Source organism: Ruegeria sp. K3 (assembly GCF_056531845.1).
In genome coordinates, this window is record NZ_JBQFMM010000001.1 from 600,316 (window position 1) to 626,361 (window position 26,046).

23 protein-coding genes are annotated in these 26,046 nt (G+C 58.0%); 16 read left to right on the forward strand and 7 right to left on the reverse strand.

What is annotated here, in order from left to right; genetic code table 11:
• The first annotated feature begins 34 nt into the window (after nucleotides 1–34).
• Nucleotides 35–763: a SpoIIAA family protein gene (locus ACR0MP_RS02960; RefSeq protein ID WP_170403297.1), complete on the forward strand. Its 729-nt coding sequence runs from the start codon at nucleotides 35–37 to the stop codon at nucleotides 761–763.
• 280 nt (nucleotides 764–1,043) lie between these two features.
• Entirely contained in the window at nucleotides 1,044–1,244 is a 201-nt protein-coding gene (locus ACR0MP_RS02965; protein WP_480885783.1) for a hypothetical protein, read from the forward strand.
• Between the two features lie 9 nt (nucleotides 1,245–1,253).
• On the opposite strand, the gene ACR0MP_RS02970 is transcribed toward ACR0MP_RS02965, so the two are convergent.
• From ACR0MP_RS02970 to ccmI, 3 genes are read right to left on the reverse strand one after another with little or no spacing between them, the layout of a single operon-like run.
• The gene (locus ACR0MP_RS02970) at nucleotides 1,254–1,487 is read right to left on the reverse strand and encodes a DUF1289 domain-containing protein (RefSeq protein WP_170403291.1); all 234 of its coding nucleotides are present in this window, start codon (nucleotides 1,485–1,487) and stop codon (nucleotides 1,254–1,256) included.
• Nucleotides 1,488–1,504: 17 nt separating this feature from the next.
• Nucleotides 1,505–1,969 (reverse strand): Holliday junction resolvase RuvX, encoded by a 465-nt coding sequence (gene ruvX, locus ACR0MP_RS02975; protein WP_170403288.1) that lies wholly within the window; start codon nucleotides 1,967–1,969, stop codon nucleotides 1,505–1,507.
• Nucleotides 1,966–3,186 (reverse strand): c-type cytochrome biogenesis protein CcmI, encoded by a 1,221-nt coding sequence (ccmI, locus tag ACR0MP_RS02980; RefSeq protein WP_170403284.1) that lies wholly within the window; start codon nucleotides 3,184–3,186, stop codon nucleotides 1,966–1,968. Before ccmI ends, ruvX begins: the two co-directional genes overlap by 4 nt.
• A 178-nt stretch (nucleotides 3,187–3,364) precedes the next feature.
• On the opposite strand from ccmI, the gene ACR0MP_RS02985 reads away from it, so the two are divergent.
• From ACR0MP_RS02985 to ACR0MP_RS03000, 4 genes are all read left to right on the forward strand, one after another.
• Complete coding sequence (locus tag ACR0MP_RS02985) at nucleotides 3,365–4,609, forward strand: sarcosine oxidase subunit beta family protein (RefSeq protein ID WP_170396345.1); 1,245 nt, start codon at nucleotides 3,365–3,367, stop codon at nucleotides 4,607–4,609.
• An 88-nt stretch (nucleotides 4,610–4,697) separates the two neighbouring features.
• Nucleotides 4,698–5,027: a sarcosine oxidase subunit delta gene (locus ACR0MP_RS02990; protein ID WP_170422295.1), complete on the forward strand. Its 330-nt coding sequence runs from the start codon at nucleotides 4,698–4,700 to the stop codon at nucleotides 5,025–5,027.
• A 43-nt stretch (nucleotides 5,028–5,070) separates the two neighbouring features.
• Nucleotides 5,071–8,085: a sarcosine oxidase subunit alpha family protein gene (locus ACR0MP_RS02995; protein WP_170403278.1), complete on the forward strand. Its 3,015-nt coding sequence runs from the start codon at nucleotides 5,071–5,073 to the stop codon at nucleotides 8,083–8,085.
• Nucleotides 8,078–8,644: a sarcosine oxidase subunit gamma gene (locus ACR0MP_RS03000; protein WP_480885786.1), complete on the forward strand. Its 567-nt coding sequence runs from the start codon at nucleotides 8,078–8,080 to the stop codon at nucleotides 8,642–8,644. Before ACR0MP_RS02995 ends, ACR0MP_RS03000 begins: the two co-directional genes overlap by 8 nt.
• A gap of 109 nt (nucleotides 8,645–8,753) precedes the next feature.
• On the opposite strand, the gene ACR0MP_RS03005 is transcribed toward ACR0MP_RS03000, so the two are convergent.
• Nucleotides 8,754–9,521 carry an FkbM family methyltransferase gene (locus ACR0MP_RS03005; protein WP_480885788.1) on the reverse strand — a complete coding sequence of 256 codons (768 nt, stop codon included), beginning with the start codon at nucleotides 9,519–9,521 and terminating at the stop codon, nucleotides 8,754–8,756.
• Nucleotides 9,522–9,622: 101 nt separating this feature from the next.
• Between ACR0MP_RS03005 and ACR0MP_RS03010 the strand changes: the two genes are divergently transcribed.
• Entirely contained in the window at nucleotides 9,623–10,222 is a 600-nt protein-coding gene (locus tag ACR0MP_RS03010) for a superoxide dismutase (RefSeq protein WP_113789565.1), read from the forward strand.
• A 284-nt stretch (nucleotides 10,223–10,506) separates the two neighbouring features.
• Nucleotides 10,507–10,959, forward strand: a complete 453-nt coding sequence (locus ACR0MP_RS03015) for a baeRF12 domain-containing protein (protein ID WP_170396355.1) — start codon at nucleotides 10,507–10,509, stop codon at nucleotides 10,957–10,959.
• A gap of 49 nt (nucleotides 10,960–11,008) precedes the next feature.
• Here ACR0MP_RS03015 and ACR0MP_RS03020 read toward each other — a convergent pair whose 3' ends face one another.
• Nucleotides 11,009–11,560: an LOG family protein gene (locus ACR0MP_RS03020; RefSeq protein WP_480885790.1), complete on the reverse strand. Its 552-nt coding sequence runs from the start codon at nucleotides 11,558–11,560 to the stop codon at nucleotides 11,009–11,011.
• A 126-nt stretch (nucleotides 11,561–11,686) separates the two neighbouring features.
• Here ACR0MP_RS03020 and ACR0MP_RS03025 point away from each other — a divergent pair, with 126 nt between their 5' ends.
• The 3 genes from ACR0MP_RS03025 (at nucleotide 11,687) to ACR0MP_RS03035 (ending at nucleotide 15,358) form a co-directional block, all read left to right on the forward strand.
• On the forward strand, nucleotides 11,687–13,027 hold the full coding sequence (locus tag ACR0MP_RS03025) for a LysM peptidoglycan-binding domain-containing protein (protein ID WP_480885792.1): 1,341 nt from the start codon (nucleotides 11,687–11,689) through the stop codon (nucleotides 13,025–13,027).
• A gap of 59 nt (nucleotides 13,028–13,086) precedes the next feature.
• A complete protein-coding gene (locus tag ACR0MP_RS03030; RefSeq protein ID WP_170403258.1) occupies nucleotides 13,087–14,898 on the forward strand; it encodes an ABCB family ABC transporter ATP-binding protein/permease in 1,812 nt (603 codons plus the stop codon).
• A gap of 136 nt (nucleotides 14,899–15,034) precedes the next feature.
• Nucleotides 15,035–15,358 carry a hypothetical protein gene (locus ACR0MP_RS03035; protein ID WP_170403255.1) on the forward strand — a complete coding sequence of 108 codons (324 nt, stop codon included), beginning with the start codon at nucleotides 15,035–15,037 and terminating at the stop codon, nucleotides 15,356–15,358.
• 46 nt (nucleotides 15,359–15,404) lie between these two features.
• Here the strand turns inward: ACR0MP_RS03035 and ACR0MP_RS03040 are convergent, their stop codons facing one another.
• A complete protein-coding gene (locus tag ACR0MP_RS03040) occupies nucleotides 15,405–19,220 on the reverse strand; it encodes an efflux RND transporter permease subunit (protein WP_480885794.1) in 3,816 nt (1,271 codons plus the stop codon).
• Nucleotides 19,217–20,440 carry an efflux RND transporter periplasmic adaptor subunit gene (locus ACR0MP_RS03045; protein ID WP_170403249.1) on the reverse strand — a complete coding sequence of 408 codons (1,224 nt, stop codon included), beginning with the start codon at nucleotides 20,438–20,440 and terminating at the stop codon, nucleotides 19,217–19,219. The genes ACR0MP_RS03040 and ACR0MP_RS03045 overlap by 4 nt, the downstream gene beginning before the upstream one ends.
• Nucleotides 20,441–20,666: 226 nt before the next feature.
• Between ACR0MP_RS03045 and ACR0MP_RS03050 the strand changes: the two genes are divergently transcribed.
• The 5 genes from ACR0MP_RS03050 (at nucleotide 20,667) to ACR0MP_RS03070 (ending at nucleotide 26,038) form a co-directional block, all read left to right on the forward strand.
• A complete protein-coding gene (locus ACR0MP_RS03050) occupies nucleotides 20,667–21,338 on the forward strand; it encodes a hypothetical protein (RefSeq protein WP_170396370.1) in 672 nt (223 codons plus the stop codon).
• A gap of 40 nt (nucleotides 21,339–21,378) precedes the next feature.
• Nucleotides 21,379–22,701: a PQQ-like beta-propeller repeat protein gene (locus ACR0MP_RS03055; protein WP_170403247.1), complete on the forward strand. Its 1,323-nt coding sequence runs from the start codon at nucleotides 21,379–21,381 to the stop codon at nucleotides 22,699–22,701.
• 49 nt (nucleotides 22,702–22,750) lie between these two features.
• Complete coding sequence (gene der, locus ACR0MP_RS03060; RefSeq protein ID WP_170396374.1) at nucleotides 22,751–24,214, forward strand: ribosome biogenesis GTPase Der; 1,464 nt, start codon at nucleotides 22,751–22,753, stop codon at nucleotides 24,212–24,214.
• Nucleotides 24,215–24,378: 164 nt separating this feature from the next.
• The gene (locus ACR0MP_RS03065; protein ID WP_170403244.1) at nucleotides 24,379–25,365 is read left to right on the forward strand and encodes a fatty acid desaturase; all 987 of its coding nucleotides are present in this window, start codon (nucleotides 24,379–24,381) and stop codon (nucleotides 25,363–25,365) included.
• An 88-nt stretch (nucleotides 25,366–25,453) separates the two neighbouring features.
• The gene (locus ACR0MP_RS03070) at nucleotides 25,454–26,038 is read left to right on the forward strand and encodes a helix-hairpin-helix domain-containing protein (protein WP_170403241.1); all 585 of its coding nucleotides are present in this window, start codon (nucleotides 25,454–25,456) and stop codon (nucleotides 26,036–26,038) included.
• The last annotated feature ends 8 nt before the right edge of the window (nucleotides 26,039–26,046 follow it).

Consider the following 26,046-nt stretch of genomic DNA (forward strand, 5'->3'; position numbering starts at 1 on the left):
TCCTGCCATTGTTTGGCTTTGGAGAGTTGGTTCGATGATTACGGTTCACACGAATGCAGATGGTGCCCTTATTGAGGTCGAGCTTTCGGGCGAGGTCACTAGCGCAGATTACGCGAGCACGCTTGTTCCCGCTATTGAGGCCGCATTGGAAGAGCACGACGCCATACGTCTGCTGGCGATCGTTGGGTCCGAGTTCAAGGGATATGATCTGGGTGCCGCATGGTCTGATACCAAGTTGGGGCTCAGCCATTGGCGCGGATTCGACCGGATTGGCGTTGTGGCGGACCAGGGATGGGTGCAAACAAGCGTCCGCCTGGCTGCCCCGATCCTGCCTTGCCCGGTGCACGTTTTTGGAATGGATGAGGTGGAGGAAGCGCGTCGCTGGATGCGCGAATCTCTCGGGGCGATCCACGTGACGGATCTGGGCGGACCTTGCGTGCAGATCAGCCTGATGGGCAAACTGGATTCACAGGAATACGGTCAGGCTCAAACCGATCTTGATGCGCTATTGCGCGAACGTGACGGGTTTCGCCTGTTGATCGATCTGCGCGAGTTCGATGGTTGGCAGGGTCTGACTGCAATGGCAGCCCATTTCAGACTGGCGGCTGGTCACATTGGGATGCTGGATCGTGCAGCGATTGTCGGTGACAAGACATGGCAAAAAATGGCGCAACGCATGGCCAGTCATGTTCTGGGAACGCGGACTCAGTATTTCCCGGCGGAGGAATACGAGAATGCAATAACCTGGCTTGCGACTGGCTAAATGCTCTAAAAATGTTTCAGAAACAATGTCTTGCAATCATAGGCATTGTTCTTTTTTGCGTTGACGTTACGGAATGCAACTTTAAGTTAGCGCTATTATTGACTGGTTGGTCAAATAACTTAAAAAGTCCTTACCTGTCCCGAATTTAGAGGGAGAGGCAACAAGCTGTTTCGCGTCGCTGTGGGCCACCACTCACTCAAACACAGCTTCCGGACTCTTCCCCCTCGGTGTTCGGAACGGTCCCGCAGTGGCGCGTCGTTTATTAAATATTGGAAGAGCAATGATTTTTCGCTCAGTACTAAAGCGCATTCTTTCGAAGGACACCCCCGAACAGGCTGAAATCCACGAGTTGGAAGCTGAGTTGCGCCCGCGACCTGCAAAGACGACAACCCAGAACGAGCTGGTTGAACTGTTCGGTTCTGAGTTGCGGGATCACGAATCTCTGAGTGATCTTAAGCCTGCGCGGTCGCCAAAATACTAGGCTTGCGGATCAGGACCCTTGCAGCCGGGCGACACGGCCACCACGGCGCTTTGCCAGACGGGGTTTGCGTTCCGGCAGATCCTGCATGATTTCGGCCCGTTCGGTGCTGTCCATCTTTGACCAGCGCGTGATCTCCTCAATGGTGCGGTAGCAGCCGGTGCAGATACGTTCGGTCGGATGAACGACGCAGATTTGGATGCAAGGGCTTTCGACCTCGTCCCGTTTCCAAACCATATTCGTCATGGGCGTTTTCCGATCCGTCAAAGAAAGCGCAGTCTGTCCAGCGCGCCTTGCAGAATATAACCTGCTGCGACGTGATCAATAACCTGTCCGCGACGTTTTCGTGTCGTATCCGCCTCAAGCAGTGCTTTTTCTGCCGCAACGGTACTTAGTCGTTCGTCCCAGAAACCGATGGGCAGATCGGTCAAACGGGTCATGTTTCGTGCGAAGGCGCGGGTTGACTGGCAGCGCGGCCCTTCGCTGCCATCCATGTTGCGCGGCAGTCCGAGGATGATTCCGCCGATCTCACGTTCGGTCACAATCTCGATCAAACGCGCGGAATCCAGTGTGAATTTCTTGCGTCGCACCGTCTCAAGCGGGGTGGCCACGCCGCGCATCCGGTCCGAGACGGAAACGCCGATGGTCTTTTCTCCCAGATCCAGCCCCATCAGGGCTGACATTGGGGGCAGGGATGCTGCGAAGTCTTCGAACGCGTCGTGGATCATTGAGCGATTCCGGCCTGCAGCGCGGCAGCGTCGATCATCTCCAACGCTTCGGCGTTACCCGCAAATACTTCCTTGGCTTCGTTCCTGATTTTGATGGCGCGTTGGCCTTCGCCCAGCACGCCCAAGGCGGCAATCAGGCGTGCCCACTCCTCGGGTGTCCCGCCCTCGGTCGCAAGGCGGTCCGAAAGGCCATCGACCATACCGCGGATCATTTCTTGTCGTTCTTCTGGCGACATCTCGGCAGCGGCATTTACATCGTCTTGGCTGGGGCCGGATGCAGCAGAAAAGTCGGGTGTGTTGAACACGCCTGCGCGGAATGCCAATTCATCGATCTGTGACCGGATGGCATTCGCCCATGGCGCGCCGGCCGGGGCGTCATTCAGGGTTTCGACCCAAACGCGATAAGCCATATCAGGCCGCCCGGTCTGTGCCAGCATCTGCCCCCAATAATACCGGGCAGGACCCAAGCGCTGATTGCGCTCAAGCGCCTGTCGCAAGGCGGCTTCCGCTTCTGGTGAGACGTAGCCGCCAGCGGCCAAAATCATCATCTCTGCCTGATCCGAATAGGCCTGAGCCGAGGCATTGTCACCCGACAGTTCGATCACACGGGTTTGTGCCTCATACCCTGCTTTGAAGTTCCCCGCGTTGGTTTCATGCTGTGCCAGCAGGGTATGGCCTTGCAGATCATCGGGGCGTTCGGCCACAGTTTCGCGCAGCCGGTTCAGCAAAGTTGCATAGCTTTCGTCCAGCGGAGGCGTCTGGAGCGGTGTGGCAATGCCCTCGGCCTCAGCCTGGCTGGGTCGATTTTCGCGCAGGTCTTCTGCCATTTCCAGACGAACTGAAAGGGGCATGTCAGGGAAACCGGCGGCACCCAACTGACGATACATCGCCAACCCGCCACCAACCAGAACGGCGGCCATGGCGAGGAACGCTATTATGGTAACCAAGCGTGATGGCCCGGTGCCTTTGTCTTCATTGCGCATCTGCGCGTCTGCGGCCAGGATACGGCGCGAGATTTCCGTGCGTACACGCTCGGCATCAGCTTTCGCGATCACGCCGCGCGCCAAGTCTTTGTCGACGCCTGCTAGCTGTTCACGATAGACTCGCAGATCATAAGCAGCTGTCGGGCCGGTGCCGCGACGACCGCGCAGCATCGTGTAACTCAGGAAAATCGCGATCAGCAGCGCGATCAAAAAGATGAGAACCCAGAACGGCATGGTCCCTCCAAAATGGTTGCCCTGACTTAGACCTGTCGGCGCATGGAAAAAAGGGACAAATAGCCGCGAAGGGCGCTCATGTCGCAATAGTGCATTATTGCGGCGTTGCGCGGCAGGGTTAAAATGTACGGGCACGGCATACCTGCGCCCAATCATCGAAGACCGGACGGATTCGCACATGAAACACTACTCAGCCTTTGCTGTAGCGCGCGAAGCGCTGCGCTATCACACCGGATGGGAGCGCGCATGGCGTTCGCCGGAGCCTAAGAAGCGCTATGACGTCATTATCGTCGGGGCCGGCGGTCACGGTTTGGCAACAGCCTACTATCTTGGCAAGAACTACGGCATCCAGAACGTCGCCGTAATAGAAAAAGGCTGGTTGGGCGGTGGCAACACCGGTCGGAACACGACCATCATCCGATCGAACTATCTGCAGGACCCGTCAGCGGCGATTTACGAAAAGGCGCGCGGTCTCTACGAAGATCTGAGCCAGGAACTGAACTATAACATCATGTTCAGTCCGCGTGGCGTAATCATGCTGGCGCAGACCCAGCACGAGATTCGCGGCTATCAGCGTACTGCGCATGCGAATGCGCTGCAGGGTGTTCAGACCGAATGGATTGGGCCCGAGCGTGTGAAAGAACTGGTGCCGATCATTAATCTGGAAGGTCCGCGCTATCCGGTTCTGGGCGGGCTTTGGCAGGAACGTGGTGGGACCGCGCGCCATGATGCGGTGGCATGGGGCTATGCCCGCGCATGTTCGGCCATGGGTATGGACATTATCCAGAGATGCGAAGTTACAGGTGTCCGGTCTGAAAACGGTCGTGTTGTCGGGGTCGATACCACAAAAGGGGCCATCGATTGTGACAAGCTGGGCATCGTGGTTGCGGGGCATTCCGGCCAGTTGGCTGAGATGGCGGGCTTCCGTCTGCCGCTTGAGGCCGTCGCGCTGCAGGCGCTGGTGTCCGAGCCGATCAAACCCTGCATGGATGTCGTTGTGATGGCGAACACCGTACACGGCTATATGTCTCAGTCCGACAAGGGCGAGATGGTGATTGGTGGTGGCACGGACGGGTTCAACAACTATACCCAGCGCGGTAGCTTCCATCATATCGAGGAAACGGTACGCGCATTGGTCGAAACTTTCCCGATGATCTCGCGCCTGAAAATGCTGCGCCAGTGGGGCGGTATTGTGGATATGACCGGCGACCGTTCACCCATCCTGTCGAAAACACCGCTTAATGGCTGCTTTATCAACGCAGGCTGGGGCACCGGCGGCTTCAAGGCCATTCCGGGATCGGGCTGGGGCATGGCACAGCTGATGGCCACGGGGCATTCACCACTGACCGAAGCCTTCTCGCTGGATCGTTTCAAAGAGGGCCGCTTCATCGACGAAAGCGTCGCGGCCGGGGTGGCGCACTGATGAAGATTTTTCGTCGAAAAATCTCGCACGCCCGTCACGCAGAATTTGCAGGCAGATACGTCTCGCCTGCTGCCAAGAGGATGATCACATGCTGATCTTGAAATGCCCTTATTGCGGCGTCGAAGCCGAAGAAACTGAACTGGCTGCAGGTGGCGAGGCGCATTTGAAGCGTTATGGCCCGGGCTCGTCAGATGATGAGTTCCACGACTACCTGTTCATGCGCGAAAACCCCAAAGGCGTTCATTTCGAACGCTGGCGCCATGCCAATGGGTGCGGCAAGTGGTTCCACGCCGCGCGCTGTACGAACACGCTTGAGGTCTTTGGCACCTATTCGGCGCAGACAACCGAGCCGCCGCAAGAGATCAAGGATGCCATCACCGCCAAGCGTCCCGGCTGGACGTGGAGAGAGTACAAATGATCCGTACAGCCATCCAAAATACCGCCTGCGAAAGGTCCGCATCATGAGCACCCGTCTCGCAAAACATGGCCGTTTGATTGATCGGTCCAAAAAGGTCAACTTCACCTTCAACGGCACCTCGATGCAGGGCTACGAGGGCGATACGCTCGCGTCTGCCTTGCTGGCCAATGATCAGATGATGATGGGCCGGTCGTTCAAGTATCACCGCCCGCGCGGCGTGGTCGCCAGTGGCGCGGAAGAGCCAAACGCTCTGGTCGGTCTGGGTGAGGGCAACCGGTTCGAGCCGAACCAGCGCGCCACCACGACAGAGCTGTTCAATGGTCTGACATCCGCATCACAGAACCACTGGCCGAACCTCGAGTTCGACATCGGCGCGATCAATACGCATCTGTCGCGGTTTCTGCCAGCCGGATTCTATTACAAGATGTTCATCCATCCGAAACCGTTCTGGAAACATGTTTACGAGCCGTTTATTCGCCAGTCGGCGGGTTTGGGCAAAGCGCCCGACAAGGACAACCGTGACGCGGACACATACGAGCACTTTTACGCCTTCACCGATGTCTTGGTGATTGGCGGTGGTGTCGCGGGTTTGCAGGCCGCCAAGGTGGCAGCCCAAACCGGTGCCAAGGTGATGCTGATCGAGCAGACTGCGCACTGGGGTGGTCGCGCTCCGGTTGATGGCGGAACCATCAATGGCGAGCCTGTGGATAAGTTCGTGGAACAATTGGTTTCCGATCTCGAAACAATGGGCAACGTCACCATGCGCAACCGCTGCATGGGTGCGGGGGTCTATGACCATGGTTATGTACTGGGTTATGAGCGTCTGACAGACCACAAACCGGGTGTTCAGGGGCCGCGTCACCGCCTGTGGCGCATTCGTGCGAAGCAGGTCGTGACCGCGACCGGTGCCATCGAGCGTCCGCTGTCATTCGCAGGCAATGATGTGCCTGGCGTTATGCTGGCCTCTGCCATGCGCGACTATGTGGTCAACTGGGGCGTGACGCCGGGCGAGCGTGTGATTGTCGCCACCAACAATGATGACGCCTACCGGACTGCAATTACCTTGAAACAGGCCGGTGTCGATGTCCTGCGCGTGGTTGATGCGCGCGACACCGCCGGACCTCTGGCCGAAGAGGCGCGTCAGCTGGGTATCCGCGTCGATCCGGGCAAGGCGATCGCAAAGGTCAAAGGCGGCAAGCGGGTCAAGAAAGTTGCGATCTGCAATCAAGAGGGGATCGGAGGCGCCCGGGAAGAGGTCGAATGCGATGCGATTGCCATGTCAGGTGGCTGGTCTCCGGTCGTGCATATGTGGTCGCATTGCGGCGGTAAGCTGATCTGGGACGAGGCGAACGCGCATTTCCGCCCCGATCCTTCACGTCCTCCGCTGGGGGCAGACGGTGAAGGTTTTGTTCTGGCGGCAGGGGCTTCGAACGGCCCGCTGGCCCTGGGGGATGTCCTGAAGGATGCAGATACTGCCGGCAAAGCGGCAGCGAAGGCGGCCGGGTTCTCCGCGAAGCGCACCAAAGCGCCAGTTGGTGAGACTACGGCCGAGGCCCCAATGGCCGCTGTCTGGCTCATGCCTTCTAATGCCGAGATTGATCTGCGCATGAAATCGTGGCTGGACTTCCAGAACGACGTCAAGGTCTCGGACGTGCAACTGGCTGCGCGCGAGGGCTATGAAAGTGTCGAGCACACCAAGCGTTACACCACGCTGGGCATGGCAACGGATCAGGGTAAGTTGAGTAATATCAACGGTCTGGCAATCCTAGCTGATGCGCTGGATTCAGAGATCCCGAAGGTCGGTACCACCACCTTCCGCCCGCCATATACTCCAATCTCGATGGCTTCGATTGGTGGTGAAGCGCGTGGTGAGGTGTTCCAGCCGATCCGTCAAACGCCGATGCATAACTGGCACGATAAGAACGGGGCCGATTGGGAGCCGGTCGGCCATTGGCGTCGAACCTATGCCTATGTGCGACCCGGAGAATCCGTGCATGATGCGGTGAATCGCGAGGTTAAAAACACCCGCGAAAACCTCGGGCTGTTGGACGCTTCGACCCTCGGCAAGCTGATCGTCAAAGGCCCCGACGCAGGCAAGTTCCTGGACATGATGTACACCAACATGATGTCCACGCTGAAGGTCGGCAAATGCCGCTATGGCCTGATGTGTTCCGAGAATGGCTTCCTGATCGACGACGGCGTTGTTGCCCGCATCGATGAGGACACGTGGCTGTGCCACACCACCACCGGCGGGGCCGAGCGTATCCATGGCCACATGGAAGAATGGCTGCAGACCGAGTGGTGGGACTGGAAAGTCTACGTCGCGAACGTCACCGAGCAATATGCGCAGGTCGCCGTGGTAGGTCCGAACGCCCGCAAGGTACTTGAGAAGCTGGGCGGCATGGATCTGTCGAAAGAGGCGCTGCCCTTCATGGAATGGCGCGATGGCAAGATCGGCGCGTTCGACGCGCGGGCCTACCGTATCTCGTTCTCGGGTGAGCTGTCCTATGAGATCGCGGTCCCTGCAAGCCAAGGTCAGGCGTTCTGGGACGCTCTGATCGAGGCAGGGCAGGAGTTCGGAGTGATGCCATACGGCACCGAATGTCTGCATATTCTGCGTGCCGAGAAAGGCTTTATCATGATCGGCGATGAGACCGACGGCACCGTGATCCCGCAGGATCTGGGGCTGCACTGGGCGCTGTCCAAAAAGAAAGAGGATTACCTCGGAAAACGCGCCCATTCGCGGACCCATATGGCCGATCCTGAGCGTTGGAAACTGGTTGGTCTTGAGACTGTGGATGGATCGGTTCTGCCGGACGGTGCCTATGCGGTGGGCGAGGGCGTGAATGCGAACGGTCAGCGCAACATGATCGGTCGCGTAACTTCGACCTACTACTCGGCCAATCTGGGCAAAGGCATCGCCATGGGCCTGATCAAACACGGCCCCGACCGGATGGGCGAAGTGGTCGAGTTCCCGGGCACTGACGGCAAAACCTACAAGGCCAAGATCGTGGACCCGATCTTCTATGACAAGGACGGGGAGAAGCAGAATGTCTGAACCCATCAGCGCACTGAACAACGCCTCATATGATGGCATCGCCAAGATCGAGGAATGTGGCCTGCAGGGCATGATCACACTGCGCGGTGATCTGTCGGATAAGGTACTGGCTAAGGCTGTCAAAGACGCCACCGGGCAGAAAGTGCCCCTTCAGCGTGAAGCGTTTGTGAATGGCGACACCGGTGTTTGCTGGATGTCCACCGACGAATTGCTGGTGCTTGTGCCTTATGCCGAGGTCGAGGCCAAACTGGCCGCGATGACCAACGCGCTAAGCGGTACGCACGCGCTGGCGGTCAACGTCTCCGACGCGCGCGCTGTGTTCCGTGTTTCGGGCGCGAATGCGCGCGAGGTATTGGGCAAGCTCGCTCCGGTCGAGCTGTCGGCCGAGGCATTCCAACCCGGCCAGATCCGCCGTTCGCGTTTGGCGCAGGTGGCAGGTGCCTTCTGGATGGACGACGCTGAAACTTTCCGCATCGTCTGCTTCCGCTCTGCGGCGGACTATGCGTTCAAATTGCTGAAGGTTGCGGCGCAGCCCGGCAGCGAGGTCGGGGTTTATTAAGCCCTGATCGCCTGATGATATGTGGGTGTGGGGGCTTTGCCCCCTCGGCCTGCGGCCTCACTCCCAGGGTATTTCTGTTTAGATGAAGGCCGGATCTCTGGTTCGGGTCTCAGGGGGTCGTGCTGAACAGGAATGTCGGGAACTGAGTGAGTGCACGCTGGCCCGTGAGGGCTGACTTGCCGGTTTCGCCTGTGTGTGGGTCGTGGCATTGGCGATAGAAAGCCAGGTCTTCTGAAAGTTTTTTCATGGCCGCGCTGCGGTTGTCTGCGCTCAGATAAGGTGCGTGCGTTGAGAGAAACAGCGCAGGGTTATCTTTTTCTAACCAAGGCAGCATAGAAGGCAGGACCGAAAATTCAGCGCCTTCGATATCCATTTTGACCAAAGAGACATCAGTCAGGTCGACGGATTCAGAAAATTGATCCCAACCGATGGTAAGTGCGTCGGTGCCATGGCTTCCTTCGTGGAGCAATGATGACGTTGAATCGCCTGCCTCTCCGTGCGCTGAAGCCATTCGTGTCACTCCAAATCCATCTGACAAGGCGATGCTGAAGGCTGATACGTTTCGGATGTCGTTCAGCTCTAGGTTCCAGACCAAATGGCGGTAAGCCACTGGGTCAGGCTCAAAACACCACACATGGCGAGCGCGGCGCGCGGCATAGAGGACCGTGGGGCCGATCCATGCACCGATATCAAGATAGTCCTTTTCGGGCGACAGATAGTGGTCCAGCACCGAAAATGTCTCAGGTTCCCACTCCCCGGCTGATACCTTGCGCCAGAATTTCGAGTGGTAGGGGTCCAGGCGAAAGGGTTCACCGTTCAAGTTGCCCGCATAGTATCCGCGGGCGCGATAGAACATTTTGCGCACCTGTGTCAGCATCGCGGACCTCCGGGTTTTTGTGTTGCGGCCCTTGACCTGCGGCGGCTGTCAAAGCATTTAACCTTTGGAACCGCAACATTCATTTTCAACAGGGGGCCGAGATGGCTTTTGAACTTCCTGATCTTCCTTATGCACATGACGCGCTGGCAGCCAAGGGTATGTCCGCGGAAACGCTGGAATATCACCATGACCTGCACCACAAGGCCTATGTCGACAACGGCAACAAGCTGATCGCCGGCACCGAGTGGGACGGCAAGTCACTGGAAGAGATCATCGTTGGCACATACGACGCAAATGCCGTCGCGCAGAACGGTATCTTCAACAACATCAGCCAGCTGTGGAACCACAACCAGTTCTGGGAGATGATGGGCCCCGGTGGCAACGCGATGCCCGGTGAGCTGGAGAAGGCTCTGACCGAGAGCTTTGGTTCGGTTGACGAATTCAAGTCGCAGTTCAGCGCTGCCGGTGCCGGTCAGTTCGGTTCCGGCTGGGCGTGGCTGGTCAAGAATGCCGACGGTTCGTTGGCAGTGACGAAAACTGAAAACGGCGTGAACCCGCTGTGCTTCGGTCAAACCGCACTGCTTGGCTGTGATGTGTGGGAGCATTCCTATTACATCGATTTCCGCAACAAGCGTCCGGCCTACCTGTCGAACTTCCTCGACAACCTGGTGAACTGGGAAAACGTAGCCTCGCGGATGTGATTTCCACTTGGTAGAACTTAATGAATGGCCCGCTGGCAGTGATGCTGGCGGGCTTTTTGTTATGAATTGATGGGTGGCCGGTAAAAACCTGCCGGTACGTCAACTTTCATTATCCCACCTATTGTGCACGGCCTTTCAGCACCTACGTAAAGTAGGCGGAGGGAGAGAACCGCCAATCAACCAAAAACCTATCAAAATGCGAGCGAAACACCAACGCCGCATCGTTAAACAGGTGTGTCTAAGGGACAGGCGAAGGCCAACCTAAGCGATACAGGAGATCACGAATGGCTGCACTTGAACAGGGAACATGGGTTATCATCGCCGATGGGGAAAAAGCGCTGGTGATGGAGAATATCACGGACGCACAGGACCCCAACTTGGTCGTCGTGTCGGTCGAAGAACAGGACGCAGCACCGACAAAGCCAAGTGACAGGGCAGGGCGGCGACCCGATACGGGACCGAACCAGAAATCTGCAGTTGAAGAGGAGACATGGAAGTCCCACGCAAAATCTCTGTTCGTTCAGGATGTGGCGAACCTTCTGAATCGCAAGGGGCTGAAAGGGGCCTATAAACGATTGGTGTTGGTTGCCAGTCCGCATGTTCTGGGCCTGTTGCGCCGTCGGCTGCACAGTGAAGTGCTGGCAAAGGTTGTGGCCGAAGTCGACAAAACACTCACAAACCACCCGTTGCACAAGGTCGAACGGATACTGAAGACTCGGTTGGCGAAACCTGCCTAAACGAATACTGAGACTCGGGCGGTTTGCGCCGCCCGATTGCCAGTTTTTCTTAGTTCAGTAATTTGCGAAGCGCGGACATGGTCGCATCCGGTGTGTCGACCCAGGTGATGAATTCTGCCAGAGAACCATCTGCAAACCCCTGACCGATCAGTTGATTCAGCAGCGTGTGCAGCGTGTCCCAGTACCCGTCAACATTCATCACCAGAATGGGTTTGTCATGAAGCCCCAGTTGCCGCCATGTCAGTGCTTCGAAAAGTTCGTCCAATGATCCGGGGCCGCCGGGCAGGACAACTACGGCATCCGCGTTCATGATCATCACTTTTTTACGCTCGTGCATCGTCTCGGTCACGATGAACCGGGTAAGGTCGGTCTTGCCGACCTCGCGCTGAAGCAAGTGCACCGGGATCACCCCAAATGTATCGCCGCCGGACGATTGCGCTGCACGCGCGACCTCGCCCATAAGACCCACATCTCCGGCCCCGTAGACCAGCCGCCAGCCTTCGTTGGCCAACAAGGTTCCAAAGCTGAGGGCAGCGGCGGAGTAGGCAGGATTCACACCATTGCGTGACCCGCAATACACACAGACGGATTTCTGGGACATAGGTAGGGCTTTCTGCTCTTGTGTTAGGGGTTTTGACCCCTGATAGCGGGATTGATAGGTTGGCTCAACCGCTCCATGAAATGCGCGCCAAACTGGGCATTTCCCGGGCGGAGTGAAAGGAAAAGAATGAACGCCAAATCGGGAAGCGGAGGTTCTGGTACCTTCATATGGGGGCTGGTTGCCGGGATCGTTGTGGTGCTCGTTGCGGGCGGGTTGTACCTGTCCGGTCTGTTCGGGGGGCCGGAACAGCAGGCTGAGCAGGAAGCGACTGAAACATCCGAGCCGATTGCGGAGGTCGCCGAGCCGGAAACCCAGCCAGCGGAGGCGCAGCCCGAAAGCCAGGCGGCGGAAGCCGGCGAATCTGTTGCTGAAGACACACCGCCCGAGATTTCCGATCAAACTCCGGATAGCGAAGATGCGGATGTTCCGGTTGTGGCCGCGCCGGTTCTGGATCAGATATTCGTTGAGTCCGATGGAAACGCGGTACTATCCGGCAATGCCGAGCCGGGGTCCGAGGTCAGTGTTTTGCTGGACGGTGAGACTGTTCACAGCTTCACCGTCGATGACAGCGGCCAGTTCGCCGAGTTTGTATCGATCCCGTTTGCAGACGACGCTCGCGGGCTTGTTCTTGAGACCCGGAAAGGCGAAGACACCAGCCGTTCAGATGATTATCTGATCGCGGCGCTGCCCGAACCGGCCCCACCGGCCGTGTCGGAGCCCGCTGCCGATGAGCCGGTCGAAGAGGTCGCCGAGGCACAGACGACGGATACGGAAACAACCGATCAGCAAGCAGCCAACCAAGCTGAAACCGAAGAGAATGAACCAGAAGTTGCAGGTGCCGCAACGCCACCTGTGAATGAGACCGCGCCCGCGACTGAAACTCAGCCGGAATCAGGCGACGCGCCTGACCAGCAGGTTGCGATCCTACGCTCGGGCGAAGAAGGGGTTGAACTTTTGCAAGCACCCACTGTTCAGGATACGCCGCCAGAGCAGATTGCCCTGGACACGATTGGCTATTCGGACGCGGGTGATGTGGAATTGACCGGGCGGGCGCAGGATGGATCGGCCGTACGCTTGTATCTGGACAACCAGCTTGTGGCCGACATTGCACCAGCGACTGACGGGCAATGGCGCGGCGAGGTCGAGGGCATTGACCCCGGAGTGTACACTCTGAGGGTGGATGAGGTTGCCCCTGATGGCACTGTGGTCAGCAGGCTTGAGACACCGTTCAAACGCGAACCCGTTGAGGTTTTGCGCGCGACCGAAACCACCAATCCGGGTGAGGCCTCAACCGACGCTCCGGCGATCCGCTCGGTCACGGTTCAAAAGGGTGATACGCTTTGGGCGATCTCGCGCGACCGGTTTGGTGACGGTGTGCTGTATGTCAAACTTTTCGAGGCTAACAAAGATTCGATCCGTGATCCTGACCTGATCTATCCAGGGCAGATTTTCACCATTCCTGAATAAACATGACCACTGGCCCAACCCGGGCCAGGGCTTTTCTCTGACCGCAGTTAAGGTACGTGATGAGACAACCATCCGCGATCAAAACCGACACGGACGAGCATCGTTCGGGCTGGCGAACCATCCGCAAGGTTTCGCCCTATCTTTGGCCCGAGGACGAGCCATGGGTGAAACGGCGTGTCATTTTGGCGATGGCGATGCTGGTGCTGGCCAAGCTGATCGCTGTGTATACTCCCATCCTGTACAAAGGTGCCGTGGATGGTTTGGCGGGCGAAGGTGTACCGCCGCTTGCGTTGGGTGCGATTGGATTGACCGTTGCCTATGGTGTGGCCCGCATGATGACTGTTGGCTTCCAGCAATTGCGGGATGCGTTCTTTGCACCGGTTGGGCAACGCGCGCTGCGAGCGCTGGCGCTTGAGACGTTCCAGCACATTCACCAGCTCTCGATGCGCTATCACGTGACCCGGCGCACGGGTGGTCTCAGCCGGATAATCGAACGGGGCGTGAAAGGCGTAGAGTTTCTGTTGCGGTTTCTGCTGTTTTCAATCGGGCCGCTGATCCTGGAATTGCTTCTGGTGTCGATCATCCTGCTATGGTTATTCGACGTCTGGTATCTGGTCGTCGTTGCGGTGACGATTGCGCTTTACATATGGTTCACCTTTGCGGTGACCGAGTGGCGCGTGAAGCTGCGGCGCGAGATGAACGATCAGGATACCGAGGCCAACCAGCGCGCCATCGACAGCCTGCTGAACTTCGAAACAGTCAAGTATTTCAATGCCGAAACCCGCGAAGCCGAACGGTATGATGTTTCGATGAAAGGTTACGCGAAGGCCGCGCTGAAGACGGCCTATTCGCTGGCATTCCTGAATTTTGGTCAGTCGTTCCTGATCACATGTGGCCTGATTGGCGTGATGGTTCTGGCTGCAATGGGCGTGCAGAAGGGGGCGCTGACCGTCGGCGATTTCGTGATGGTAAATGCTTACATGATCCAGATAACCGTACCGCTGAATTTTCTTGGCACGGTGTACCGCGAAATTCGTCAGTCACTGGTGGATATGGGGCAGATGTTTGATCTGTTGGAGCAGCCAGCGGAAGTGATGGATAAACCCTGCGCCCCGAACCTGAAGGTAAATGGTGGGGAGGTCACGCTTGAAGATGTCCGCTTTGGGTACGAGCCTGATCGCGAAATCCTCAAGGGCGTTTCTTTGACCGTACCAGCCGGTCAGACCGTTGCGATTGTCGGCGCCACCGGGTCTGGGAAGTCCACAATCGGGCGGCTGCTATTTAGGTTTTACGATGTCACCGGCGGGTCGCTGAAAATCGACGGGCAGGATGTGCGCGATGTTAGCCAGTCAAGCCTGCATGCCTCGATCGGTGTCGTTCCGCAGGATACGGTCCTGTTCAATGACACGATCCGATACAATATCGCTTATGGGCGTGAAGGCGCGACCCAGCAGGATGTAGAGACCGCCGCCAAATCCGCGCAGATTCATGATTTCATCGTCAGCCTGCCAGAAGGGTACGATACCAAGGTCGGCGAACGCGGCCTGAAACTATCAGGCGGTGAAAAGCAACGCGTCGGCATCGCCCGAACCTTGCTAAAAAACCCGCCGATCCTGTTGTTGGACGAAGCGACGTCAGCCTTGGATACGGATACCGAGCAGGACATCAAAGATGCTTTGGCCCGAGCGGGTGAGGGGCGGACGGTGATCACCATCGCACACCGCCTTAGCACCATTGCCGAGGCCGACCGGATCGTCGTGCTGGAACGTGGTGAGATCATTGAGCAGGGCACGCATGATGAGCTGCTCCGCCGCGAAGGGCGATATGCCCAGCTGTGGAACCGTCAACAGGCCGACAGTGAAGCGGCGTGAGCCCAACGGTCCTTACAACTGATGATTGCGTGGATTGGTTCGATAAAAATCGGCCGCTGCGATACGGTTTTCCGTTTGACGCGGACCCGCCGCCGCGACACTGTGCGGGCCGAAACACAGACAAGGAAGAAACTTCATGAAAATGCGAGCAGCAGCAGCGTTGACTGCAACACTGTTGATGGCGACTTCGGCGGCAGCCGAGGATCTGGAATTCTTGATTATCAATGAAACCAGCTATGATCTGGTCGAGTTCAACGTGTCTCCGGCCTCATCCGGCAGCTGGGAAGGCAACCTTCTTGAGGGTGGATATTTGGGCGCGGATTACGAAGTGGGCGTCCTCATCGCGGACGGGCTGACCACGTGTGTCTATGACATCCGCGGTGTTTTCAGCGACGGAGAATCGATTGAAGACTATGGTATGAACCTGTGTGATCTGGGCGAATACGCGTTCGTCGAGTAACGCGTCTGCCAGAATTGAAAAGGCGAGCCCGAAGGCTCGCCTTTTTTTATTCCGCCGCCTTCAGCGGTGTTGTCGGGGGATGATCGGGGCGGTCGTCCTGAGCGCTCTGATCAGGGACAGCTTTGTCCTGTTCATCGGTCCAGATCATTTCGGCTGCTTGCACATCTCGCGCGCTTTGGCCGATTGCCATGTCCTGCGCGATTTGGCTGGATCGACCCGCCGTGGCGCGTGCCAGCGCCTTACCCAGCCATACCGCGTAGGTTGTGACCCACACTCGCAGCGCCAGGAATGACGGCGTCACGATCAGTGTCAACACCGTGGCTGTACCCAAGCCAAAGACCACCGCCGTGGCCAACTGTTTCCACCACAGTGCCGTGGGGCTGTCGATCGAATACCCTCCGCCGATGAAATCCAGCGACAGGCCGAACATCATCGGGGTCAGACCCGCCATTGTTGTCAGCGTAGTCAGCAGAACCGGACGGATGCGCGCCTCAGCCGTGCGGACAATTGCATCAATGCGAGACATGTAGCCGCTATATTCCTGATAGGTGTCGATCAGAACAATGTTGTTGTTCACCACGATACCGGCCAACGCCACGATCCCGGTCCCGGTCATGATGATCGAGAACGGTTGTTGCATTACCATCATGCCCAGCAACACGCCGGTCGTAGACAGAACCACGGCCAGCAGCACCAGCACCGAGTTGTAGAACGAGTTGAACTGCGCCAGCAGGATCACGAACATCAGACCCAGTGCTGCCAGGAATGCGCTGGACAGGAACGCCTGGCTTTCAGCCTGATCCTCCTGATCGCCGGTCCATTCCCAAGTGATGGTGCGACCAAAAGGATCGGTTTCCAGCCACTCGGTCAGCACGGCAATCCGTTCGTTCGGATTTATCAGGGCAAACCGAGCGTCACCACTTTCGATGGCGGACCGCACTTCACCCACGTTCTCGGCACCCGTTAGTTGAACGAGTTCGAACTCTGCTCCGTCCGCGCTGGTAATCGTGGTGCCAGTTGGTGTGGCACCTTCGCCAATCGCGCGCACGGTTGCCAAACGCAGCTCTGCACCGTCAGGACCGGTGGTCACGATCTTGCTCAGCCCAGGCTCGACATCCGCTTTAACGTCATAGTAGCGCTGTTGATCCGCGCGATTGATCTCGGCGAGCTTGGCCACGGGTTTGCGGGTGACGAAGTTCGACAGGGGGACCAACCCGTCCGGTGTGCGAACTTTCAGCGTATCCAGCGTTGACAGGACGCGATCCTGATCAGGTAGGCGGACGCGGATTTCTACCTCTTCATCGGTTGAATCCGGTCGCATTTCACCCAGCAAGATGCCACGCGTCACAAGCTGTACCATCGCGCCAACGGTTGCGACGTCCGCGCCGAATCGACCCGCCTTGGCCACGTCCACGTCGATCTGCCAGTCGATGCCGGGCAGGGGCAGGGTGTCCTCGATCTTGATCAGGCCGGGTGTGGTGTCAAAGGCTTCTCGTGCTGTGACGGTCGCGGCCGTCAGATCCTCCCAGCTATCGCCTTTGATGCGCAGATGAACGGGCTTGGCGGAAGCGGGACCTTGTTCCAGCGCCTGAATATCAACGATAAAGCCAGGAAGGGTTGCCAGCTCTGCGGTTAGTTCGTCCAGAACAAAATTGCCGTCATATTCCGCCGCGACCTCTTCCTTTGCAAAGCCAAGTAGACCTGCAATCGGTCCCCAGAACCAACCGGTAATCTGTTCAGAGCTGATTGGGCGATCTTCCCAAGGAATGAGCTCGAACTGTACGCGACCAATTGTGTCGGCGGGGGCTTCTGCACCGCCATTGTTCTGATTGAGCCCGCCTTCGCCCGCAAAGGCAAATACGTTGATCACCGCCGGGTGTTCGCTGATTACGCGCTCGGCCTCAAGAACCATTTCGTCCTTTTCAGCCAGAGACAGGTTGCCGCGCGCCCGGACATAGGCCGTGGCCTGTTCCGGTTCGCTTTCCACGAAGAATTCAACGCCGCGAGAGTTTTGCGGGAATATGATGAATGCGACCCAGAACACCGCCGCAAAGACGACTGCGATGGACACCACCGGCATGACCGGATTGCCGACTAGGAACTTGATCACATAACCGAAGGGCGTGTGCTCTTTAGCGGTATGAACATGTTCATCCGGGGCGCGTTCGATCTTGGCAGCACTCAGCGTGACCGACCCAGCAAAGGCGCCGAACAGAAACAGTAGCACGCCAGAAAGTGAACCGCCGGGCAGCAGATAGCTGGGGTTCAAGACCTGCATTGCGCCGAGGAAGATCATATACAGTGAAGGCGGTACCAGAAGCACTCGCAGCCACCAAGGCGTGCGGGCCCGCAGCCAGTTCGAGCTGCGCTCGAAACTGCGGCTCATACGGCCCGAGACACCGCCCACGACCGGCAGGTAGATCAGTGCCACAATCAGCGAGGCCGACAGAACGAAGATCAGCGTGATGGGTAGCATCTTCATGAACTCACCCGGAATACCGGGCCAGAACAACATCGGCAGAAATGCACACAGGGTCGTGGCCGTCGACGAAACAATCGGCCAGAACATCCGTTGCGCCGCCTCGACATAGGCGTGCATCGGACCAACGCCTTCTTTAATGCGCTTGTCGGCATATTCCACAACAACGATGGCGCCATCGACCAGCATGCCTACGGCAAGGATCAGGCCAAACATCACCATATTCGAGATGGTGACCCCGATCATCGCGAGGAAGGCGAAGCACAACAGAAACGAGGTAGGAATGGCAAAACCCACCAACAACGCGGCGCGTGTTCCCAACGAAGCCAGCACCACGATCATCACGAGCGCGACGGCGGTCAGAACCGATCCTTCAAGCTGGCGCACCATTGAATCGACGATGCGGCTTTGGTCGTTCGAGGTGCCCACATCAACAGCGGCCTGCAGCTCGGCTGGCCACTTGATCTGTTCTTCGGCGACAGTGGCTTTGATCAGCGCAACGGTGTCGATCAGATTGAAGCCCTTGCGCTTGACCACCTGCAGCGCGACGGTGGGTTCGCCGTTGAACCGGGCCGTGCCCGCGCGGTCTTCAAACGTATAGTTGATTTCGGCCAGTTCGCCTAAGGTGACCACGCGGTCTCCGTTGACCTTTACGGGCAGGCCATAGACGTCCTGAGCAGTCTTAAATGACGACGGGATCTTGACCGAGAACGTGCCCTGTTCGGTCTCGACCTCACCTGCAGCGATCAGTTGGTTGTTGTTTTGCACAACGTTGATCAGTTCGGCGGCCGTGACGTTGTAGGCCTCAAGCCGCAGCGGGTCGATCACGACCTCAAGCATTTCATCGCGGTTTCCGGCAATGCCAGCTTCCAGCACTGCGTCCAACGCCTCAAGTTCGTCCTGCAGATCTTTGGCAACGCGCGCCATTGTACGCTCTGGTACCGGGCCGGTCAGGTTGACGATGACGATGGGAAACTCGGAGAAGTTGACCTCGGTAATCGTGTATTGCTCAGCCCCATCAGGGAAATCAGCTTGCGCGGTGTTCATGGCATCGCGAACATCCGCGATGGTGGCGGATTTGTCCCAACCGAACTCGAACTCCAGCAGAATGCCTGCGTAGCCCTCGGCGGCGGTGGCGGTCATCGTGTCCAACCCGTCGAGATCGGCCATCTCGGTTTCCATCGGCCTGATCAGCAGGCTTTCGCTGTCCTCGGCTGAAATCCCTGGAAACTGCACCGACACAAAGAGCATCGGGATATCGATGTCGGGTTCACCCTCTTTTGGGAGCCCGACATAAGCATACCCGCCGATAACCAGCGAAATCGCGATGAAAGCCAGCACCATTCTGGCACGGCTTGCGGCCCAACTGACGATACCCGTCATTGCGATACTTCCCTGTATGTCGGCGCGACCGTCACACCACGTGTGACGAATTCCTGCCCGATCACGATGATATCAGCAGTTTCCGGCAGGCCACCAACCCATACACCATCAGCGGTGTCACGCAGAAGGCGGATCGGAACAAAATCAACGACATTGTCGGCTACCACGGTGCGAACACCAAGCTCACCTTCATTGTTCAAGGTCAGTGCGGATTGGGGCAGCAGATGTGCCTTGACCCCTTCGGCCGCGATCTGAATGTTGGCGGTTTGGCCGTCACGGATCAGCAGTTCCGGGTTTGGCACTGTGATCTCGACCTCGAATGTCCGCGTGGTCTCATCAGCCGAACGGCTGAGGAAGGTCACGCGCCCCTCGACCTGCAGCCCCGTAACCAACTGCGCAGTTGCCATCGATCCGACAATGATCCGATTCACTTCTGATTCAGGCACAAAACCCACCAGCTTGATCGGGTCGAGCTGGATGACGGTTGCGCAGAGCGAGCCGGGCTGCATCAGGCTGCCCAATTCCGCAGTATCACTTTCAAGCAGACCCTTGAACGGTGCGCTGATGGTCAGGCGATCAATCTCGCGCTGGGCGGCTGCTACTGCTGCGGTGGCGGCTTCAATCCCGGCTTGCGTAGCTTCCAGACCGGCCTCGGCGGATTTGATTCCGGCCTCGGCAGTGCTCATTTCGGCTTCGCTTGAGATACGGCGCGTTTCTGATCCAAACCCGGTTTCCGACAGCTTGCGGGCTGCTTTCAGATTGATTTCGGCTTCAGCCAAACGGGCGTGAGCTTCTTCCAGGCGCGCTTCGGCCTCGGGAACGCGGCTTTCGGCCTCAAGCTTGGCTGCCATGGCTTCGGCCAGGCTCGCGGGCCGGGTTCCGGGGTCAAGCTCGCACAGCAGATCTCCTGCTTCGACAAAAGCTCCTTTGCGCTTGGGCTCGGACAGGACTGTCGAAATGGTTTCGGCAAGGACCTCGACCTGGCGGTTTGCCTTGGTCTGACCCCGTAATTGAACGGCGCTGCCGATCTCGCGCGCAGTCGAGCGCAGCACGACAACGCCGATCGAGTCCGGTGATTGCACCGATTCCGAGGCCTCGGTCGCGGTCTCGGATGGCTCGTCTCCGCGACCTGCAAACGCAAACAGCGCGTCGCGCTCGAAAACAAGAAAATACAACGCAACAATAACCAAAATGGCGTTAACGAATGAAATCAATCGCATGCGGTAGAATCTCCAGATCTGTTCGCGCGGTCGGCTTTAGCCGCTATCCCTTAAAATGGGGCTGTGGCCATGTCTTTTCCATACTGAACTGAATAGTTCGGTTTAGTTTTTTACGCAAGGGTCACCCACATGGTGGTAAATGTATGAATTCGGGCACTTGGCTTGGCCTGATCGCCGGGGTATGACATGGCGCTAGAAAACCGGACACTTAAGCCTGGGGGCAGGGATGAGCGACGCCGACAGTTTTATTGAAGAGGTCACCGAAGAGGTGCGCCGCGATCGCATGTACCTTCTTTTGCGCCGTTGGGGCTGGGTCGGTGTGCTGGCTGTCGTGGCCATTGTCGGGGGCGCTGCGTTCAACGAATACCGAAAAGCACGTGATACCAACCAGGCCGAGGCTCTAGGTGATGCGATTCTGTCGGCGCTGGCTGAAAACGGATCGGCCGAGCGGGCACAAAGCCTGCAGGCGATCGATGCTGCATCTGTCGGCGGTGACGCGGTTTTGAACATGTTGCTGTCCGCCTCTCAGGCCGAGGCCGGATCGGCGCAAGATGCGGTGAACAGTCTGAACGCGATCGCCACGCAGGGGGATTTGCCCGAAATCTATCGCGCGATTGCAAGTTTCAAGGCATTGCTACTGCAAACTGACACGATGCCAGTGGCGGATCGTCGTCAACAGTTCGAAGCGCTGGCCATACCTGGTGCTCCGTTGCGTCTGCTCGCCGAAGAACAATTGGCCCTGATCGATGTGGCCGAGGGCAATACGCAAGCCGCTTTGGACCGTTTGCAGGCGTTGCGCCAGGACGCCGAGGCCAGCGTCGATCTGCAACAGCGCGCGGCTCAACTGATCGTCGCGCTTGGGGGCGAACCCGAGCCCGTGGCGAACCAGCAGGGTTAACCGGCAGCGAAACGGAACATCACAGGCGAGTTTGTAGATTATGCTATCACGTTATTTCTCAGGCTTCGGATTGCCCGTTGCGGCAGCCGCGCTCACCGTTCTCAGCGCCTGTCAGGAACCCGAAGTCATTCTGCCGGGTGAGCGTGAGGATATTCGTGCCTCCATCGACAACGAAACCGTTGAAACCCGTGGCGCCAAACCGATCAGTATTCCGGCTCAAAGCCGCAACGCCAACTGGTCGCAAAGCGCGGGTACACCCGCCTTCCGCACTACCAACGCAGCGCTGAGTGCCACACCGCAACGTATTTGGTCTGCTAACATTGGGTCCGGCGATAGCCGAAAACAGCGGATCACCGCAGACCCTGTTGTTGCTGGTGGCCTGATATATACGCTCGATTCCGGGGCAAATGTCTCGGCTGTTACGCCCCAAGGGCAGGTCGTCTGGAGCACAAACCTTATCCCGCCGAATGAAAAGGACGGGGATGCCACAGGCGGAGGGCTCGCCTATGCCGACGGTGTGCTTTATGTCTCGTCGGGTTTCGGAAGGCTGACCGCGCTCGATGCGAAATCCGGGGCGCAAAGGTGGCAGAAACGTCTGAATGCAACTGGCAGCGGTGCTCCTTTGGTTAGCGGCGGCATACTCTATCTGGTGGCCGGGGACGAAACCGGTTGGGCGGTGAATACCAAGGATGGGCGGATCATCTGGCAAATCGAAGGCACGCCGAGCGTCGGCAACGTTCTGGGTGCACCTGCGCCCGTGATTGCCTCGGACTTGTCAGTCTTTGCCTTTGGATCGGGTGATGTCGCGGCAACATTCCGCCGGGGCGGTATTTTACGCTGGAACGCGTCCGTTGCAGGCGGGCGTCGGGGCCGAGCGGCAGCTCAGATCGTGGATGTGACCGCCGGGCCCATGGTGTCGGGTAGTTCGGTCATAATCGGCAACCACTCGGGGCGCACGGTTTCCTTCGACGGGAATTCGGGTGAGCGGAACTGGACTGCACCTGAGGGGGCCGTTGATACAGTCTGGCCGGCGGGGAACAGTGTTTTTCTGATCAGTGATCGCAGTCAATTGGTACGGTTGGATGCAGCCGATGGCTCGACTGTCTGGGCCATCGATCTGCCGGGCTTCGTCAAGAACAAGCCGGGCCGCCGGGGTCCGATCTTTGCCCATTACGGCCCGATCATGGCCGGTGGACGCCTTGTCGTGGCTTCGAACGACGGCTATCTGCGCTTCTTCAATCCCGTCGACGGAGCGCTGGTGCATCAGGTCGAAGTGCCGGGTGGCGCGACCACGGCACCGGTTGTGGCGGGCCAGACGCTGTATGTTGTGTCGACCAAGGGCGAACTGCACGCTTTCCGTTGACGACAAGATGCGTTAAAGGGCGCATCTTGAGTCTTGAAAGTTGAGTATCATGTCGCTGACCCTCGCCATCGTGGGGCGCCCGAATGTGGGCAAATCCACTCTGTTCAATCGCCTTGTGGGCAAACGCCTGGCTTTGGTCGACGACCAGCCCGGCGTGACGCGTGACCTGCGCGAAGGTGAAGGGCGGCTGGGCGATCTGCGTTTTACCGTGATCGACACGGCGGGTCTTGAGGACGCAACCGATGACAGCTTGCAAGGTCGGATGCGCCGCCTGACCGAGCGTGCAGTGGACATGGCCGATGTCTGCCTGTTCATGATTGACGCGCGGGTGGGCTTGACGCCCACGGACGAAATGTTCGCCGAGATTCTGCGTAAGCGCTCCAAACACGTGATCCTGGCAGCGAACAAGGCCGAAGGGAACGCGGCTGATGCGGGCGTGCTTGAAGCATACAACCTTGGCCTTGGCGAGCCGGTGCGTCTGTCGGGCGAACATGGCGAGGGGATGACGGACCTCTATGCGCAGTTGATGCCACTGGCTGACGCGGCTGAAGAGGCGCGCGTAGAAGAGACACCGCAAACCGATATCGAGCTGGACGAAGACGGGGAAGGCGAAGCCCCGCTGATCACCGCTGACAAACCCCTGCAAGTCGCTGTAGTTGGCCGTCCGAATGCCGGTAAATCCACCCTGATCAACAAGATCATCGGTGAGGATCGATTGCTGACCGGCCCCGAGGCCGGGATCACGCGCGACGCGATCAGCTTGCGGATCGACTGGGCCGACCCTGACGGGGACAGCACCCCGATGCGGATTTTTGATACCGCCGGGATGCGGAAGAAGGCCAAGGTGCAGGAGAAGCTTGAGAAACTCTCGGTTTCCGACGGGCTCCGCGCAGTCAAGTTTGCCGAGGTCGTCGTCGTGTTGCTGGATGCGGCTATCCCATTCGAGCAACAGGACCTGCGCATTGCCGATCTGGCCGAACGTGAGGGTCGTGCTGTGGTCGTCGCCGTCAACAAATGGGACATCGAAGAAGACAAACAGGAAAAGCTGCGCGACCTAAAAGAATCCTTCGAACGTCTGCTGCCGCAGTTGCGTGGTGCTCCTTTGATCACCGTGTCGGCAAAAACAGGCCGCGGTCTGGAACGTCTGCGCGCCGCGATCCTGCGTGCCCATGATGTTTGGAACCGCCGGGTGCCGACCGCAGCGCTGAACCGTTGGCTGACCGCCATGCTGGAACAGCACCCGCCGCCAGCCCCGCAGGGGCGCCGGATCAAGCTGCGGTATATGACGCAGGCCAAGACCCGCCCGCCCGGGTTTGTGGTCATGTGCTCGCACCCTGACAAGATGCCTGACAGCTATTCGCGTTATCTGGTCAACGGCCTGCGCGAGGATTTTGATATGCCGGGCACCCCTATCCGCCTGACTTTGCGCGGGCAAGGGGACAAGAACCCCTACAAAGGGCGGCGCAAGAAAAACGCAGGCGCACTGGCCAAGCATCTCAAGGGACGGGCGTAACTGCGCTAATTTCCAGCATTTTCAGAGAGGGGGCGTGACAGCCCCGTTTCTGCGCGTTAGCATTCAAGCACGTGCATTTGTTTTGCACGTGCTGCTTGTTTGCGGGATCTCCGCACTTAATTTTGAATTTGTGATTGGTCGGACCTCCGTGGGGAGCGGGCGTGATGGATCTGAGAGAATATACAAGACAATACGCGGTGCAGGACAACAAGCTTGCCGCGCTCAGTTATTTCGGAACATTCGTGGTGTATTTCGCATCGCTTACACTGGCGATCACCTATGTCGACCGCTGGTACATCATGATCCCGGCCGGGATCGTTTTTGCCTTCTCTGCCGTGCGTCTCTATGTCCTGCAGCATGATTGCGGGCACCATTCGTTGTTCGAGACGCGCGAGCAGAACGAATGGGCTGGCCATGGGTTATCGCCCTTCACATTTGCCCCGTTCGAGGTGATGAAGCAGAACCACAATCTGCATCACGCCGGAATCGGCAACCTCGAGCATCGCGAGACTGGTGAAATCCACACCATGACGCTGCGCGAATGGAACGAGGCGGATTGGAAAAAGCGTTTGTTTTACCGACTGTATCGGAATCCCTTCATTCTGGTGCCGGTTGGCGCGCTATTCACATACTTCATCCGCTATCGCTGGCCAAAGAACACCGTGCGGTTCGGTGTGATGGGCGTGGTGCTGCACAACCTCTCGATTGTTGTGTTTTTGGGACTGCTGTATTTGATCGCCGGTGCCACCGGCATTCTGGTCTGGCTGGTGTTTTCGCTGCTGGGCGGGATGCTTGGGGTGTTCCTGGTGTATTTGCAGCACAATTTCGAAGACACCTACTGGGATCGCCGCCCCGAGCTGGATCCAAAGCTGGCTGCGTTGGAGGGGTCCTCGGCGCTGGATTTCGGCTGGTGGTTCGATAATGCGGTGGCCTGCATCACATTGCATGACATCCACCATTTCAATGCGCGCATCCCATCTTACCGGCTGCGCGCGTGCCACTATAACCTGCCGCCAGAATACACACCGCGACGGATCAAGTTTCCCGAGGCAGTGGCGGCGCTGAATCTGAAACTATGGGATGAAGACGCCAAAAGACTTGTCCCATTTCCCAGCCGAACTGCAGGCCATCGCCTGGCCGAAAGCGGGTAACCTTCTATCTAATTCTTGAATTAGCGCTCTCGCAGGAACGTATGTGCTGTGCGTTTACAATCTGGGGGAGTTAACGAAAGGAAACGAAATGACCGCAGTTACTGAGGTGCGTGGCGTAGGGCCAGCGCTGGCAAAGGCCTTGAATGCAAAGGGCTACAAAACAGCAGAAGCCATTGCTAAGGCCAAACCGGAAGATCTGTCCGGCACCCCGCGCGTCGGTTCCACTCGCGCAGCTAAGCTGATCGCGGCTGCGAAAGAAGTCGTTGATGCCAAGCCCAAGCCCGCGCGCCGCGCTGCCACCCGCAAGCCTGCCGAGCGGAAATCGGCTGTGCAGCGCGCGACAGCCAAAAGCAATGCGGCTGCGATCAAGGCCGAGGCCGAGCGTAAGGCGGCAAAGGAGCGCGCGGCGGCAGAGCAGGCCGCTGCCGAGGCCAAGGCAAAGAAAAAGGCGAAAGCCAAGGCCAAGGCTGAAAAGGCGGCCAAGAAGAAGTCTGAAATGGAGGCGGTGTTTTCCAAAGCTAAGGAAAAGGTCAAGGAAAAGTCCAAGAAGGGTAAGAAAAACAAGAAGCCCAAAAAAGACGTTAAGAAAAAGAAGGACGATAAGAAGTCTGACAAGAAGAAGTCCGACAAGAAGCCCGGAAAGAAGAAAGATAAGAAAAAGGCGAAGAAGTGATACTTCTC